The organism is Staphylococcus warneri, assembly GCF_900636385.1.
Taxonomy (GTDB): domain Bacteria; phylum Bacillota; class Bacilli; order Staphylococcales; family Staphylococcaceae; genus Staphylococcus; species Staphylococcus warneri.
In genome coordinates this window covers 561,914-577,483 of the sequence record NZ_LR134269.1, presented here as the reverse complement: position 1 = coordinate 577,483, position 15,570 = coordinate 561,914, and the positions used below count along the sequence as shown (strand labels likewise).

Annotated in this window: 16 protein-coding genes and 1 pseudogene; 6 read left to right on the top strand and 11 right to left on the bottom strand. The window is 32.2% G+C overall.

Annotated elements, in window-relative coordinates; all coding sequences use genetic code 11:
- Window positions 1-8: 8 nt before the first annotated feature.
- The 4 genes from EL082_RS02635 to EL082_RS02620 all read right to left on the bottom strand — a co-directional run bounded on the left by EL082_RS02635 (window position 9) and on the right by EL082_RS02620 (window position 3,845).
- On the bottom strand, window positions 9-1,019 hold the full coding sequence (locus tag EL082_RS02635; RefSeq protein ID WP_103286165.1) for an aldose epimerase family protein: 1,011 nt from the start codon (window positions 1,017-1,019) through the stop codon (window positions 9-11).
- Window positions 1,020-1,048: 29 nt separating this feature from the next.
- Window positions 1,049-1,375 (bottom strand): YnfA family protein, encoded by a 327-nt coding sequence (locus EL082_RS02630; protein WP_002466554.1) that lies wholly within the window; start codon window positions 1,373-1,375, stop codon window positions 1,049-1,051.
- 345 nt (window positions 1,376-1,720) lie between these two features.
- On the bottom strand, window positions 1,721-2,953 hold the full coding sequence (locus EL082_RS02625) for an ABC transporter permease (RefSeq protein WP_002466550.1): 1,233 nt from the start codon (window positions 2,951-2,953) through the stop codon (window positions 1,721-1,723).
- Window positions 2,946-3,845 (bottom strand): ABC transporter ATP-binding protein, encoded by a 900-nt coding sequence (locus EL082_RS02620; RefSeq protein ID WP_015364756.1) that lies wholly within the window; start codon window positions 3,843-3,845, stop codon window positions 2,946-2,948. The genes EL082_RS02625 and EL082_RS02620 overlap by 8 nt, the downstream gene beginning before the upstream one ends.
- 200 nt (window positions 3,846-4,045) lie before the next feature.
- On the opposite strand from EL082_RS02620, the pseudogene EL082_RS02615 reads away from it, so the two are divergent.
- Window positions 4,046-5,670: pseudogene (locus EL082_RS02615) on the top strand (ribulokinase).
- A gap of 210 nt (window positions 5,671-5,880) precedes the next feature.
- On the opposite strand, the gene EL082_RS02610 reads toward EL082_RS02615, so the two are convergent.
- Window positions 5,881-6,444 carry a DUF805 domain-containing protein gene (locus EL082_RS02610; protein WP_103286166.1) on the bottom strand — a complete coding sequence of 188 codons (564 nt, stop codon included), beginning with the start codon at window positions 6,442-6,444 and terminating at the stop codon, window positions 5,881-5,883.
- A gap of 198 nt (window positions 6,445-6,642) precedes the next feature.
- Between EL082_RS02610 and EL082_RS02605 the strand changes: the two genes are divergently transcribed.
- Window positions 6,643-7,251: a DNA-3-methyladenine glycosylase gene (locus tag EL082_RS02605; protein ID WP_002466290.1), complete on the top strand. Its 609-nt coding sequence runs from the start codon at window positions 6,643-6,645 to the stop codon at window positions 7,249-7,251.
- A 100-nt stretch (window positions 7,252-7,351) separates the two neighbouring features.
- Here the strand turns inward: EL082_RS02605 and EL082_RS02600 are convergent, their stop codons facing one another.
- The 3 genes from EL082_RS02600 to EL082_RS02590 are packed head-to-tail and all read right to left on the bottom strand — an operon-like array spanning window position 7,352 to window position 9,013.
- On the bottom strand, window positions 7,352-8,140 hold the full coding sequence (locus EL082_RS02600) for a DUF4097 family beta strand repeat-containing protein (RefSeq protein ID WP_103286167.1): 789 nt from the start codon (window positions 8,138-8,140) through the stop codon (window positions 7,352-7,354).
- Window positions 8,137-8,697 (bottom strand): HAAS signaling domain-containing protein, encoded by a 561-nt coding sequence (locus EL082_RS02595; protein WP_002466289.1) that lies wholly within the window; start codon window positions 8,695-8,697, stop codon window positions 8,137-8,139. The genes EL082_RS02600 and EL082_RS02595 overlap by 4 nt, the downstream gene beginning before the upstream one ends.
- A complete protein-coding gene (locus EL082_RS02590; protein ID WP_002466286.1) occupies window positions 8,690-9,013 on the bottom strand; it encodes a PadR family transcriptional regulator in 324 nt (107 codons plus the stop codon). Before EL082_RS02590 ends, EL082_RS02595 begins: the two co-directional genes overlap by 8 nt.
- Window positions 9,014-9,347: 334 nt before the next feature.
- Here EL082_RS02590 and gltS point away from each other — a divergent pair, with 334 nt between their 5' ends.
- Entirely contained in the window at window positions 9,348-10,556 is a 1,209-nt protein-coding gene (gltS, locus tag EL082_RS02585; protein ID WP_002466302.1) for a sodium/glutamate symporter, read from the top strand.
- A 62-nt stretch (window positions 10,557-10,618) separates the two neighbouring features.
- On the opposite strand, the gene fni is transcribed toward gltS, so the two are convergent.
- Together fni and corA are read right to left on the bottom strand one after the other, a co-directional pair.
- Window positions 10,619-11,668 (bottom strand): type 2 isopentenyl-diphosphate Delta-isomerase, encoded by a 1,050-nt coding sequence (fni, locus tag EL082_RS02580; protein WP_103286168.1) that lies wholly within the window; start codon window positions 11,666-11,668, stop codon window positions 10,619-10,621.
- Window positions 11,669-11,713: 45 nt separating this feature from the next.
- Window positions 11,714-12,661, bottom strand: a complete 948-nt coding sequence (corA, locus tag EL082_RS02575; RefSeq protein WP_002466294.1) for a magnesium/cobalt transporter CorA — start codon at window positions 12,659-12,661, stop codon at window positions 11,714-11,716.
- Window positions 12,662-12,776: 115 nt separating this feature from the next.
- Here corA and EL082_RS02570 point away from each other — a divergent pair, with 115 nt between their 5' ends.
- Both EL082_RS02570 and EL082_RS02565 read left to right on the top strand, forming a co-directional pair.
- Entirely contained in the window at window positions 12,777-13,262 is a 486-nt protein-coding gene (locus EL082_RS02570; RefSeq protein WP_002466304.1) for a thioesterase family protein, read from the top strand.
- The gene (locus EL082_RS02565; protein WP_002466287.1) at window positions 13,259-13,657 is read left to right on the top strand and encodes a hypothetical protein; all 399 of its coding nucleotides are present in this window, start codon (window positions 13,259-13,261) and stop codon (window positions 13,655-13,657) included. The genes EL082_RS02570 and EL082_RS02565 overlap by 4 nt, the downstream gene beginning before the upstream one ends.
- 47 nt (window positions 13,658-13,704) lie before the next feature.
- On the opposite strand, the gene EL082_RS02560 is transcribed toward EL082_RS02565, so the two are convergent.
- Window positions 13,705-14,607 carry an alpha/beta hydrolase fold domain-containing protein gene (locus EL082_RS02560; protein ID WP_015364753.1) on the bottom strand — a complete coding sequence of 301 codons (903 nt, stop codon included), beginning with the start codon at window positions 14,605-14,607 and terminating at the stop codon, window positions 13,705-13,707.
- Window positions 14,608-14,835: 228 nt separating this feature from the next.
- On the opposite strand from EL082_RS02560, the gene EL082_RS02555 reads away from it, so the two are divergent.
- The gene (locus tag EL082_RS02555) at window positions 14,836-15,474 is read left to right on the top strand and encodes a hypothetical protein (RefSeq protein ID WP_002466292.1); all 639 of its coding nucleotides are present in this window, start codon (window positions 14,836-14,838) and stop codon (window positions 15,472-15,474) included.
- The last annotated feature ends 96 nt before the right edge of the window (window positions 15,475-15,570 follow it).

Here is a 15,570-nt window from a genome sequence, read left to right as displayed (position 1 = left end):
TCTTTAACTTATTTCTCATGAATTTGATAGCTCGTTTGTGAATAAAACATTTCATTCGCTTTTAATATTGATGAAGCTTGATCACCATATAAGTTAATATCATTTGGCAAATACTGTGCCTCGATTGTCAAACCCGAATGTGCTTTATAAATATTTGCATAACTTTTCCAGTTTTTCGGTTGATTAAATGTATATAATATGACGTAAGGCATATCCGTTTTAACATCTAATTGAAACTCATCATTATCTATTGATAATTGTTGTTCCCCTACTTTGAACGGATGATCTAAACCATTAAATTGAGACACTTGTTGTGATATCGGCTCATGGCTACTTTCAAAAATGTCTTTAAAATATATGGCGTCCTTATTAAATATCTGTTGTATATCTAACGTGTTGTCTGAACTAATCATATGATCCTCATTTAATGGATACATATTCAATTTAGAGCTAGACACTCGATGATTATCAATAACGTTATTATCTCGATTAAGATTAAAATAAACGCGGTTCATAGGGTTAAACAAAGTAGTTTTCGTTGATATAGCTTCATATTGAATTGTCCAACAATGATTCGCATCATATGTATGAGTGACTTTAATTTCCATATCCCCTGGATAATGATCATCTGCTTCTTTTAACGTTGTTTTGAAAATGATTTTGACATGTCCTAAATCGTCTACAACTTCATAGTCAAATAATTTAGAATCTAAACCATGACTACCACCGTGAATATGATGTTGGCCATCATTAGCTTCTAATTGATATGTTTCTCCTTCTAAATTAAAAGTCGCATTTGAAATACGACCACCATATCGTCCAACAGTCGCCCCAAATCTAAATGGATTATCAAAATAAAATTCATCCGCTTCAACAACATTCCCTAATACAATATTGTTGTCATGATATTTCCATGACACAATTCTCGCACCATAATTTGTAAATACAATTTTGGTTTCTTCATTATCAATTTTAATTAAGTCTACACCATATCTTTGATGCTCAATTTCAACATTCATTACATACTTCTCCCTTTCAAACACGTTTATTATGCCCGATGTGGTAACAGCATAATTAAGACGCCTATTAAACAGACGAATGCACCCAGTATATCGTATTTATCTGGCATATTCTTATCAATAAGCATAGACCAAACTAAACTCATAACGATGAATACGCCCCCGTATGCAGCATATACTCTTCCAAATGTCGGAAATGTTTGTAGTGTTGCTATCACACCATACAAGATGAGTATCACGCCGCCAATAACACCTAGCCACGATGGTTGGCCTTCCCGAAGCCATAACCATATTAAGTAGCCGCCTCCAATTTCACATAAACCCGCTAATATAAATATAAAAAAAGAATAAACCATCACAAACATTACGCCTTTCTGTTCATTATCTATGAAGCTTCACTTTATACAACATACATGAGTTCATATGAATTATCTACCTCTTAAATCCAAGACATGAATCTGATTGTCATTTCATTAAAACCTTAGTTATAAGTAACTCGGGGTAAAGAGTCACTGAATAATATAAAAAAATGTCGCTTGTGATGCCTATTTATCTTCTATTGTATTATATTAATTGGCTTGCTAATACATACATATTGTTACACTTTTTCTACTAATATGCCATAGTAAAATACAAATTAAAGAGGAAGAACGTTTTGTAAACTCTTACAAGTTTAATTTAACGCGCTTCCTCTTTTTTAATTATTTTTTCATTACCTTTTTAATGGTATTAAATAGTCCTTTTTCAAAAGTTAATACAGAATCTTTATATGTTTTAACGGCGATCCATAATAAAATAAACATCACTACAACTGATATTAATATACTAACGATGATTTCCCAAACTTGTAACTCAGTCGATTGGGCACGTACTAACAATTCAAAAGGTGCTAAAAAAGGTATAAAGCTAGTTATTTTTATTAATAAAATGTCAGGTTTAAACATACTGAATATCGCAATATAAAAAGCAATCATTGCAAATAAAGTTAATGGCATTAATGTTTGGTTAATATCTTCAATTCTTGTTGCTAAAGAACCTAATATTGCCGCTAGCAACACGTATGTTAATATTCCGATAATCATACATAACAATCCTACGATTAAAACTTGCCAAGTGATATGACTCATGGATACATGAAAGTCTTTTAACATTCGTTTTAAATCAAAGGCAAAGATACAAATGATAGCAACTACAACAATCATTACAATTTGTGTTAAAGCGACAGCGATAATCCCTGCAATCTTAGCCATAATATGAGTGATTGGAGATACACTCGTAATAATCATTTCAATGACTCTTGATGTTTTTTCTGTGGCAATTTCCATTGCAACTTGTGTTGCGTAATTGAAAACAATAAAGAACATCAACATTAGAATCGCATATACTAGAACTAAATTAAGTAGTTTTTGACCTTCATCCAGTTGCTGATCTTTCTTATCTGAGAGGACTTGACTGTCAACCTTACTTTGGGACTGTAATTTTTTCAAATCATTGTTACTTAAATGTAGTTGCGATGCGACTAGTTTAGATTGAATCGATGTCAGTACCCCATTTATTTTTTGCTCTTTTTCTTGTGAGACACTTTCTTTACTCAAGATAGTTGCTGATAACTGTTGTTTATCTTTCACCTTAATGATATAGGCTTCTTTTAACTTTTCATTTTTCACTTGTTTCTTCGCTTCTTGTTTACTTACCTTTTTAAATGAAGCATCTTCATCAATCACATTTCCTTGTTGTTTAATGGCTTTGTATATTGGCTCACTATTCGTTACGATACCGATTTGATCACCGTCACCTTTAAACATATCCATGATTTTGTCAGCATTGGATAATGCTATCATTAAAATAATGACAATCGCCATGAAGATGATAAAAGATTTAGATTTCACTTTACTTTTATATGTGAGTCCAAATGTAGCCCAAAATTTATTCATGTAAATCACCCACCTTATCAATAAAGATGTCTTTAAGGGAAGGTTCTAGTACTTGGAAGCGACGTACATAGCCATGTGAGATGACATGATGATATATTTTTTCTGCAACGGATTCATCTTGTATCGTCACTTTGATATGACGTTTATTTGTTTCAAAACCTATCACACCTTCAATATCAGCTATGTCAGGCATTGATTTATCAGTTTCAATGATAACTTGCTTATAACCATGTGAGGCTTTCACGTCATGTATGTCACCTGATACCACAAGTTCACCATGGTTCAAGATACATACATCGTCACATAACTCTTCAACATGTTCCATACGATGAGAACTATAAATAATTGTTGAACCTTGATCATTTAAATCTTTTACAGCTGATTTGAGTAATTCAACATTAACAGGGTCTAAACCACTAAAAGGTTCATCTAATATCAGTAATTCTGGTTGATGCAACATACTTGCTAATAATTGAATTTTTTGTTGATTACCTTTGGATAAGGCATCAATACGTTTATGACGATTTTCTGTTATAGCAAATCGTTTGAGCCAATAATCAATATTTTTCTTAATATCTGATTTAGACATCCCTTTAAGTGTTGCAAGATAAGTCAGTTCATCTTCCACAGTCATTTTAGGATGTAAACCACGTTCTTCTGGTAAGTAGCCAATTCGATTATACATTGACTGATCAATCGCATGACCATCATATGTAATGTGTCCTTCAGTAGGTTCGCTTAATCCTAATATCATCCTAAAGGTGGTTGTCTTACCTGCACCATTACGTCCTAAAAAGCCAAGCATTTTCCCTTTTTCAAGATGGATAGAAATATCATTGACTGCCGTAAATTGATTGAATTTCTTCGTCACATGATCAATATGTAATGACATGTTTACCTCCCCAAATAATATTTTTATTATTATTTAATATAACATTATTAGTTCTATTAATGAATTTAGATTTTGCAATATGTCAAACTTTACAATTATTTATGTAAGCACTATCATTAATTTTATCATAGAAGATTAAATTAAAGTTAACTTCTTAAAGATGATTAAACACGACATCAAATTTAAAGGGGATATATAGAATGAGTTATAGTATTGGTATCGATTACGGCACAGCATCAGGACGTGTCATTTTGGTAAATACATCTGATGGAAAAATTGTTTCAAGTTATGAAGAGACTTATCAACATGGTACCATCGCTGAAGAATTAGGAGGAGAAACTTTACCCCATAATTACTTCTTACAACATGCTGGTGATTATCATCACGTACTAGAAAATGGTGTTAAACACGTTTTAGAAGAAAGCCAAATTAATAAGGATGAGGTCGTAGGTATTGGTGTTGACTTTACTAGTTGTACAGTGGTCTTTTTAGATGAGAATTCAGACCATTACATATGAATGAAGACCTATCTCATCATCCTCATGCCTATGTTAAATTATGGAAACATCATGGCGCTCAAGACGAAGCAACTCAAATGGTTGAAGCCAATGAGAAAGCTAATCAAAATTGGTTAGATTATTATGGCCATAGTGTAAACAGTGAGTGGATGATTCCTAAAATCCTCGAAGTAAAACATAAAGCACCCGAATTATTAGAACGCGCCCATTATATAATGGAAGCTGGAGATTATATGACAAGCTTACTCGTCAATCAAAATATCCGCTCTAACTGTGGTATAGGATTCAAAGGATTCTATGATGAAGTAAATGGCTTTAATTATGATTTCTTTGAAACCGTAGATCCAGAATTACCACAAATCGTCAAAGATAAATGCGAAGCACCTGTCATTCAAATTGGTGATAGCGCCGGGTCATTATCAGAATACTATCAAAACTTATGGGGACTATCTTCCAATGTACAGATTTCCCCTTACATGATTGATGCCCACTCTGGCGTTTTAGGTGCAGGTGCAATTGAAAAAGGTGAATTCACACCGGTTATAGGAACAAGCACATGCCACTTAATGTTAGACCCGAAACAAGAACCTATCCCTTCTATTACAGGTTCAGTTAAAGACGCTATTATTCCAGGGTTATATGCTTACGAAGCGGGTCAAGCAGCTGTAGGTGATTTATTTAGTTACTCTGAACGAATGGCCCCACAACATATCGTTGAAGAAGCAGCCAAACAAGATAAGAGCGTCTTAGAATATTTAGAAACACTTGCATCACAAATTCCTGTTGAAGACCAACACGTAGTTGTCTTAGACTGGCACAATGGTAATAGAAGTATTTTAAGTGATAGCCATTTAACAGGTAGTGTCTTTGGCTTAACATTGCAAACACCTTTTGAAATGGTTCATCGTGCTTACTTAGAATCTACTGCTTTCGGTACTAAAATGATTATGAAACAATTCGAAGATAATGATATTCCAGTTCATACTGTTTATGCTTCTGGCGGTATTCCTAAGAAAAGTCAATTACTCGTCGACATCTATGCTAACGTATTAAATAAAAAAGTTGTCGTCTTAGAATCTTCAAACGCAACAGCATTAGGCGCTGCTATGTTGGGCGCAAATGTGGGTGGTGCATATGATACATTAAGAGAAACCGTGCAACACATGAAACAGCCTGTTTATTATGAAAAACAACCAGATCCAGAAAAAGTAAAACATTATGAAAAATTATTTGATAAATATCAAAAACTACATGATTTATTAGGTCGTGAACATCCAGAATTATCATATATCCACGAAACAGAATAATTGTTATTAAATATAAATAGCTATACTTGTCGTTGATCATATTGATTCAACGCAAGTATAGCTATTCTTTTATGATTTAAGTTTTTTTATGAGTCAAATATATACGACACTTACTTTGAAATAAAAGCTAGCGTCATTATCGACACTAGCCTTTGAAGTTTAAATTTCATTTGTTGTATTGCGATATAACTTCGCTTTGTCAACTGGATTTTAATTCGGTTCGTTAACCGGTTCATTCACTTCATATTTAGGACTTGGCCCATATTGGTTGCCTTCATTTTTACTATCTAAGCAACTCACCACAATATTATAAACACCTAATACTAGACAGATTAAAGCGATAATATAATATGTGATTAATACGCCTACATTATCTATTAGACCACTAGCGTTAATAACAATATTAAATACATTCAATAATACCCCAATGACAAACGCAATGATTGGAATCAACATTGAACGAGAAGTATCATGGAATCGACGTGCTAAAATGGCCAAATTAGGTATTATAGTAGCCAATGAATAAATAAGGATATAAATAGTCCCTATAAATATACAAATAATTCCAATACCTAATGCGCCACTACTTTCATTAAATGCACCTAAGAATAAACTTGGGTAACCAATAATCATAAGTATAATGGCAGGGCACATAAAGATTAAATGCCATAATTGCATAAACCAATACTCGCTACGTCTAGATCTCCCTTTAAAATTAAAATAATTTGACCAAAATAATTTAAATGATGCTTTAAAACCAACTTTTTCTCTCATATTAGTGGCTCCCTTCAGATCATCAATTCAATTTATTTTATTACTCTTAATAACTCTGATACATTAATTAAGTAATAATATTGTTTCTATTGTCATTGTATCAAACAACAAGACTTTTAAAAATATAAATCAAAAAATATTTTAAGAAATTTTAGAATAAATTCTTATAACAAATATTTTTATAGAGGTGCCAAATTTATGGATTTTAAACAACGTAGCACAACGGACATAGCTAAAGCATTACTCGGCGTTCGCGTTATTTACCAAGATGAACACCAAACATATAGTGGCTATATTGTGGAAACAGAAGCTTACCTAGGTATTAAAGATCGTGCTGCTCACGGATATGGTGGAAAGCGCACGCCTAAAGTAACTTCTTTATATCAAACTGGTGGTACGATTTATGCACACGTCATGCATACGCATCTATTAATTAACTTTGTTACAAGAGATGTTGGTGTTCCTGAAGGTGTGCTTATACGCGCAATCGAACCTGAAGATGGTATTGAAGCTATGAAAATCAATCGTGGCAAAAGTGGCTTTGAAGTGACTAATGGCCCTGGAAAATGGACAAAAGCCTTTAATATTCCACGTTCAATTGATGGTGCTACTTTAAATCAATGCCGACTTTCCATCGATATTAAACATCGTAAATACCCTAAATCAATTATTGAAAGTGGACGTATAGGCATACCGAATAAAGGTGAATGGACTAACAAACCACTTCGTTACACAGTTAAAGGGAACCCTTATGTCTCTCGTATGAAGAAATCAGATTTTCAAAATCCTGACGATACTTGGAAATAAAACGATAGAGAGGTTGAGACAAAAAGTTTTGTGCTCTTGGAAACCGATTAACGGCGTCCCAAAATGAGCTTTTTGTCTTGACCTCTCTTAAAATATATCTTTATTGCACGTTGATATCCCCAGAGTCATTAAACAACTCGACGTTATTGTCCCCTTCTCCAATTCGATGACGCTTAAATTCTTTGTTATCTATGTTAGAATCTCCAGAATCATTATGTGCAATAAATGTAGTATTTTTAGGATGCTGTTGATAATTCAAAGTAATATCTCCACTATCATTTGATACATATAAGGATTGATCTGGAACACACTTACTCAATTCTATATCGCCTGAATCATTTTCTATTTTGCCGTTGGTGAATTCGATATGACTTGTTGATATATCTCCAGAATCATTGTTTACTTTTAGTTTTCCTAGTTTACTATCTTTTAAGAAAATATCTGATGAATCTACCGTAACATCTGATTTCTTACTTATTATATTATCGATAGTGACATCACCAGAGTCACCTTTTACAGTTAATTGATCAATCGCTTTTGGAACTGTGATTACTAATTTGTGCTTTGTCATGTAACCAATTCTAAAATTAATATTTGATTGATGGTCTTGATCACTAATATGCCATTCACCATTTTTTACATCACTATTTATTTTCTTATCTGAGTTGCCTTTTTCTTTAGTTGAGAACGTACTACCACGTTTGATTTCAACATCACTGTTATCAACATCTAGATCTATACTATTAATTTGTGCTTTATAAACTTTATTTAACTTAGTGGCATTGTCTTGCTTTGAAGCTAATGTTTTCCATTCTGAAAAAACGCCTATACCAAAACCAATACTTAAAATTAGTCCAAATATAAATAACGTTAAAACTAGCTTTTTCATGAATGAACACTTCCTTTCACAATTGAGATATTCCATTTTAAATACATAATCGTTAATTTAAGAATCCAATGACATAAGAAAATGCTAATAGCTAACAGCATTAAACCAACACCAAACATGAGACCACTCATATAAACATCATATAAAATAATAGAATTTACACCTTCGGTAATATATTTAATAATTAAAAATACTGGTGCACTTAAGAGTGTGATTGTAAATACAACTAAAGTAAGCAAAAACATAAAAATAAAGAATGCCGGTACTAATACAATAAAGAAATTAAGTAATCCTAAACCCATGACCGCTAAAATAGCACTCAAAATATTTTTTGCATTCTTTTTCTCATCAACTTTATCAATAGCCAATGAAGCATTTAATTCTTTAGCAATCATCTTTGGGTTTCCTAAATGTTTGGAAATCTCTTCTTCTGATTTACCTTCATTTTTACCACTTATAAAATGTGTTTCGTATTCATTATAGATATCCTTTTCCTCATCTTTATCCATATGTCTTAAATGACTTATGAGTTGTTTTAGATAAGTTTCTTTATTCATTGCGTTCACTCTCCTCTACAAAGGTATTAACTGCATTTGAAAACATTTGCCATTCTTCTTTCAATAATGCTAATCTTTCTTGCCCTTGATCAGTAAGCCGATAATATTTTCTCGCTGGTCCTTCGGTTGATGGTTGATAATACGTCGATAGTTCTCCGTTCTTTACCAATCTTCGTAACAAAGGATAGACAGTACCTTCTGCAATCGTCATATAGCGAGAAATATTTTGTACTAAAGAATAACCGTACTGATCTTCTCGTTTGATGATAAGTAAGACTATCAGTTCTAATGCACCCTTTTTAAACTGTGTGTTCATAGCTAGACCTCCAAAGTGTAATAATCAGTACTGAACATTACACAGTAGTAATTATCTATAATATAGCACTTACTACTGTACATTGCAAGGTACTAAATAATAGATAGTTTCAAATCATCATATTCTCTTCTTTCACATTTTTAAATTAATATAGATAAAAACTATTTTAGATTAATGATTAATAGGTATAAATATAATTGATATTAATTTCAAAACTAGATTTATTGTACACATATATGTATAATGGATATTGTGGCTTTTTATAACGCTTACATATTTTAATTGAATAGCACATAAACATAGGTTTTGGGATAACTTCTAAGGGGGAGTTAAAATGATTGAATTAGATGCTATTACCACACTGTGTTTAGCATGTATTTTATATCTTATTGGTCAAACGATCATTAATCATGTCTCGATTTTAAGAAGAATTTGTATTCCAGCACCAGTAATTGGTGGTTTAATTTTTGCTATTTTAGTAGCTGTCTTAGATTCATTTAATATTGTGAAAATTAAATTAGATGCCTCATTTATACAAGATTTCTTTATGTTGGCATTCTTCACAACGATCGGACTCGGTGCATCTCTTAAACTATTTAAAGTTGGCGGAAAGGTCATGCTATTGTACTTTATGTTCTGTGGCATTATGGCATTCTGTCAAAATGTGATTGGTATTTCATTAGCGAAGTTATTAAATATTAAACCTTTACTAGGTTTAACTGCAGGGTCAATGTCAATGGAAGGTGGTCATGGTAATGCGGCCGCTTATGGTAAAACCATTCAAGATATGGGGATTGATTCCGCTGTCACAGCCGCCCTTGCAGCTGCAACATTAGGCTTAGTATTTGGTGGTTTAATTGGTGGACCAGTCGTTAAGTTCTTAATTAAACGTTATAACCTAAAACCTGAACATAGTGACGATTCATTTAAAAATTATGGTGAAGTTGAATATAATCAATCACTTCATGAAAAATATAAACCTACTCAAATTTTCTTTATACAGTTCACAATCTTAGTTTTCTGTATGGCACTCGGTACATATATTGGTAATACATTTACTAATTTAACAAACGTGAATATTCCGATGTATGTAGGTTCAATGTTTGTCGCAGTATTCGTTCGTAATATTTCTGAAGCTGCTGGTTTCAACATTGTGGATCTAAAAATTAACGAACAAATCGGAGATATTTCGTTAGGTATCTTCTTATCATTAGCTTTAATGAGTATTCAGCTAACTGAAATATACTCATTAGCTTTACCATTAATCATTATCGTTCTTGTACAAGTTGTATTTATGATCTTGTTCTCTATTTTCGTTCTATTTAGAGGTTTAGGAAAAGATTATGATGCGGCAGTAATGGTTGGTGGATTTATAGGTCATGGTTTAGGTGCTACACCTAATGCGATGGCAAATTTAGATGTGATTACTAAAAAATATGGCAATTCGCCAAAAGCCTATTTAGTTGTTCCTATAGTCGGAGCTTTCTTAATCGACTTAATAGGTGTCATCATTGTTATGGGCTTCATACAATTTTTCCAATAATAAAATACCCGTACGTAATACATGCTCATGTCTTACGTACGGGCTTATTTAATTTGATTCAGTTAACCTCTTTGGATATCTAAACCACGTTGCTCAATCCAAGATAACAATTCAGTATTAAATATCATATCTTTATGGGTTAATTCATTGATATCTTTAGCATCTAGCATTGTCATTATTTTCTTCATATGATCTAAAAATGATTCAACGTATTCAATCGTTTGTGTTATACCGGCCTGCTCAACTTGATTTAAGAACGGACGTGACATACCTACTGCTTTCGCACCTAGCGCTAAACATTTCACAGCATCTAATGGGGTACGTAAACCTCCACTTGCAAAGACATTTAGTTTATCTTGAAAATCAGAACTTTCTAATAGTGATTCAACTGTTGATTGTCCCCAATTAGATAAATAGTCCATATCTTTATTTGAACGTCTCTCATTTTCAATATCTACGAAATTCGTACCACCACGTCCGCTGACATCGACATAAGTAACGCCTACATTAAGTAGTGATTTATATGTCTCTTTGCTCATACCAAATCCTACTTCTTTCACAATCACAGGTACATCTACTGCATTAACAATTGCTTCGATATTTTCCATCCAATTAGCAAACTCTCGATTACCTTCAGGCATAACTAATTCTTGAGGTGAATTAACATGAATCTGTAGCGCCTGTGCATCTAATAGTTCAACAGCTTTAACTGCTTTGTCTACGGGTACGTCAGCACCCACATTACTAAAGATAACACCGTCTGGATTCGTTTCTCGAACAATCGTAAATGATTCTGCCATTTTAGGATTTCGTAATGCAGCATGTGTGGAGCCCACAGCCATTGCAAGACCCGTTTCACGTGCAACAATCGCTAATTTTTCATTAATTTGTTTTGTCCATTCACTACCACCAGTCATGGCATTAATATAAACTGGGTATTTCAAATTAAAATCGGATGTCTTTGTCGTTAAATCTACATCATCCACATCAATATTTGGAATCGAATGATGAACAAACCTCACTTTATCAAAATCAGATAATGTAGTATCATGTTGCGCCATCGCTATTTCAACATGTTCATTTTTTCTTTGCTCTCTCTGAAAGTCACTCATTACTATACCGCCTTTTCCAAATGATTCATTTTATAATTACAAGGTTTAAAACCATTTTTTTCTTTTGAAGAAGATAATTAAAATAATTGAGATGATTAGCATGACAAATAGGCAAATAAAGTAGCCATAATGCCAATTTAATTCTGGCATATACGCAAAGTTCATGCCGTAGATACCTGCAATAAAAGTTAATGGTGAAAATATTACAGATACTAATGTTAAAATTTGCATAATATTATTCATTCTAAATGAAGTATAGGATTCGTAATTTTCACGTATTTCATTTGTCATTTCTTGGGATGTACGAATCACATTACGTTGTTTAATTAAATGGTCATCAATATGTTGTATGTACATAGAATGCTTTGTATCGATAATTAACTTACCTTCACTTTTAATGGTATCAACCAATTCTTGCATTGGAAATAATACTCGCTTTATCTTAATTAGATCAGAACGTAGTTGGAATACATTATCCATCACGCTTTTACTATAGCGATCATCTACATGTCTGTCCTCAAATGTATATACCTTATCTTCAATGTCATAAACAAAATTAAAATATTTATCTACCATGCTGTCTAATATATGTATCACTATATCCGCACAGTCCAAATCGGAAACATGATGTCTTTGATTATCTTGAACTACTTTTTTAAGTGATTCAAAACGTTTATGATGATATGTTACCAATGTATTACCTTGCAAGAATACATTTAACGCAATAGCTGCATAATCATGTGTTAATATACTGTGAAACACAATATATTGATAGTCATCATAAGCTTTATATTTCGCTCGAGGAATGCCATTAATCGCATCATCGATTTCTAAATAGTTAAAGTCAAAATGATTTCTTAAAAATTCATTTTCTTTCTCTGTTGCATCTTCAAAGTCATACCAAACAATGGTCGCTTCACTCGGAACATCTTCTATGCGACTCACCTCTGTTAATGGTTGGGAAGCGGTTTGGTATCGAATGGTCATCGTCATCTCTTTACCCCCTGATAAGCAATTCTTTTTTATTTTATCATGAATTGAATTACGTGTATGTCTTAATTTAATTTAGTAAAATAAGTATCAAGCAAACAATAAAGGAGTAATAGTCATGTCTCAAACATTTACTGTAAGTAAAACAGTGACAGAAGATTTTATCGATCACAATAATCATATGCATGATGCATATTATAATATCATTTTTAGTGATGTCATTGATGATTTTAATTATAGTCACGGTCTTTCTTTAGATGAACGTGCACAATATGAATACACAACATTCACAATTGAAGAACATACTAGTTTTTTATCAGAACTAACTTTAAATGAACAATATCATGTTGAGTTATATGTTTATGATTACGATTATAAACGCGTTCATTTCTTTTTAAGAATGGTTCGTCAAGATGGTGAAATTGCTGCAACCAATGAAGTCATGATGATGGGAATCGACCAAAATAAACGTCGCTCTGCTGCATTTCCTGAAGATTATTATCAACAAATCGAGCGCTATGCTCAACAAGAACAACAAACAATCGAATGGCCTAAGCAATTAGGACATCGTATTGGTATTCCTCATAAGGGGGATCAATCATGAGTGAATCTATCCGCTATACCATTCAAAACGAATTACTAGATTTATATGATGATGTCAAAGTAGGATTAAGTGATTTAAATGAACAAAAAGCGCTAACTATCAATGGTCCTGCTTCTAAGTTATTCAAACGTGCGACACGCATGAGTTATATACAAGGACAAAAGCAAGCCATAGATGAAATGAATCAACTACTTGAAACATATGATATTGATGAACAATTCCTTGAACACTATAATCAATTAGCTAGTCGTATAAGAAATGACAATATTGAAAAAGTCTTTTCATTTAGTAATTTGACTGATATTCCGAGTCACTTTGAAGAAACTATAGCTGATCTTTACTTTTCAAAAGGACAAAATTTCATTATTAAACATATCAATTCTATTATGGAATAAACAAAAACGATGAACAACGCCATTTGTTGCTCATCGTTTTTGTCATTTTAATTATTTTTAAGTGCTTTGGTAATTTGTTTAATCACTTTATGTGATTCTCGTATTGGATACAGTGGAAAATCATGAACCATTCTTGGATATTCATAGAACGTAATTTCTTGTCCCATCATTTCTAGTTTTTCTTTAAATAAATGCATATCTGGATTGATAATTTCTCTTCCTCCACCGATCATATAAACTGGTGGTAAGCCTTCTATAGGACCATATATTGGAGACACACGTTTATCGGTGAGTGATACATTGTCCGCCCAACGTTTCATAATCTCATTGACCCCGAAACGACTAATTAGGATATCTTTCCCTAAGAGTTCATCTGTGATGTCTTTATTAGATAATGTAGCATCTAATAATGGCGAGATTAAATATAATTGGCGTGGTACTTGTTCATTATTTTCAATGAGCGATTGAACTAAATTCAATGCCAATGCACCACCAGATCCATCACCCATCACAATTATATGTTCAGCTCCTACTTCATCCACAAGTTGATGATATACATCTCTTACTGCTTTTTCCGTATCTTCAATATGATAATCTGGCGCTTTAGGATAAATAGGTAATACAACTTCATGTATTGTTGAAAGTGTTAATTTATCAATAAATCTCCAATGAAATGGTGAGGGTTGTAATGTATTATAGCCACCATGTAAATACAATATTTTTCTTTTTGACTCATGTCTAAAGTTAAATCGAAATACTTGCATGTCCCCTAACATAAGTTTATCTAAATTCGCTTTAACATTTAATGTAGAGGGTTGCTTATGTTTTTTCTCATTTTCAACTTGTCTTTTTTCAAAAAACTTATCCACTGCTTCATCATTGTCGAAAAATATTGAACGATTGTGTAGAATATACTTGTTTACCACTCGGTTCATAAATCGATTCTTCATAAATAACTAAACCTACCTCTTTGCAATTTTTAAAATTAAAAAACAATTTGATTAAAAACCTACATTCGTAACTTAAAAAGGGATATAATTTAAAGTATATTTTAATTTAGTCATGAATTTCATTTTATAAATTGTCTAATTTTTATTGTCTTTGATTATTCATTATTATAACAAAATAAGACTGGAAATGATAAATAAAGATATGACTATTTTCAAGGAGGCAACGTTATGACTAATCAACAAAGAAGATTAGAAAAATTTGATGATGCATTTCAAAATGAACAAATGCATCGTGGTAAGCAATATGGCAAGAAAAAACGTTCTTGGGTTAGTATGATCATTCAAATCATCGTACTAGTTTTAACTGCAATTACAGGTTATAGCATGTACAATCAACCTATCTTTAATATTGTATTTGCTAAACAAACTATCGATTTCCACCAACTTAAAAATTTCCAAGATACTGTAACACAAGTTGGTAATATTAATATCAATCTAGGTAATATAGATCAACTACAACAATCAATTGATCGCTTATTACTAGTGTTTTATGCCTTTTTCGCTTTATGTATCATTAGCATGATTATATCTATATTAACGATTATCTTTAATCGAAGTGCTTTAAAAGTTATTAACATGTTATTCTTGGCTATTATGTTAGTCATTACAATGTATTTTAGTTATATTATTCATACTTTAGCTGAAAAAATAGCAGATTCATTCAAACAATACTATTTATCTGTATCACCGGATCAAGTTGTGACTGAAGCTGATGCCATTCATAATGCATTAATTTTATTAGCTTGTAGTATTGGTTTATTAATCATTAGTCTATTCTTTAGAAACCGAAGAATTCGTATTAAATAATTAAAAAGAGCCAATGGAGTCATCTATAATAGGATAACCTCATTGGCCCTTTTTTAGGTGGTTTGAAAATTCACTACAACAAACTTCGTTTCCCTT

Coding starts and splice junctions, on each gene's coding strand:
- EL082_RS02560 (WP_015364753.1), bottom strand. CDS start 14,607: ATGAAGAATCGATTTATGAACCGAGTGGTAAACAAGTATATTCTACAC.
- EL082_RS02625 (WP_002466550.1), bottom strand. CDS start 2,953: ATGAATAAATTTTGGGCTACATTTGGACTCACATATAAAAGTAAAGTG.
- EL082_RS02570 (WP_002466304.1), top strand. CDS start 12,777: ATGTCTCAAACATTTACTGTAAGTAAAACAGTGACAGAAGATTTTATC.
- EL082_RS02610 (WP_103286166.1), bottom strand. CDS start 6,444: ATGAGAGAAAAAGTTGGTTTTAAAGCATCATTTAAATTATTTTGGTCA.
- EL082_RS02590 (WP_002466286.1), bottom strand. CDS start 9,013: ATGAACACACAGTTTAAAAAGGGTGCATTAGAACTGATAGTCTTACTT.
- EL082_RS02635 (WP_103286165.1), bottom strand. CDS start 1,019: ATGAATGTTGAAATTGAGCATCAAAGATATGGTGTAGACTTAATTAAA.
- EL082_RS02595 (WP_002466289.1), bottom strand. CDS start 8,697: ATGAATAAAGAAACTTATCTAAAACAACTCATAAGTCATTTAAGACAT.
- EL082_RS02565 (WP_002466287.1), top strand. CDS start 13,259: ATGAGTGAATCTATCCGCTATACCATTCAAAACGAATTACTAGATTTA.
- gltS (WP_002466302.1), top strand. CDS start 9,348: ATGATTGAATTAGATGCTATTACCACACTGTGTTTAGCATGTATTTTA.
- fni (WP_103286168.1), bottom strand. CDS start 11,668: ATGAGTGACTTTCAGAGAGAGCAAAGAAAAAATGAACATGTTGAAATA.
- EL082_RS02620 (WP_015364756.1), bottom strand. CDS start 3,845: ATGTCATTACATATTGATCATGTGACGAAGAAATTCAATCAATTTACG.
- corA (WP_002466294.1), bottom strand. CDS start 12,661: ATGACGATGACCATTCGATACCAAACCGCTTCCCAACCATTAACAGAG.
- EL082_RS02605 (WP_002466290.1), top strand. CDS start 6,643: ATGGATTTTAAACAACGTAGCACAACGGACATAGCTAAAGCATTACTC.
- EL082_RS02600 (WP_103286167.1), bottom strand. CDS start 8,140: ATGAAAAAGCTAGTTTTAACGTTATTTATATTTGGACTAATTTTAAGT.
- EL082_RS02555 (WP_002466292.1), top strand. CDS start 14,836: ATGACTAATCAACAAAGAAGATTAGAAAAATTTGATGATGCATTTCAA.
- EL082_RS02630 (WP_002466554.1), bottom strand. CDS start 1,375: ATGGTTTATTCTTTTTTTATATTTATATTAGCGGGTTTATGTGAAATT.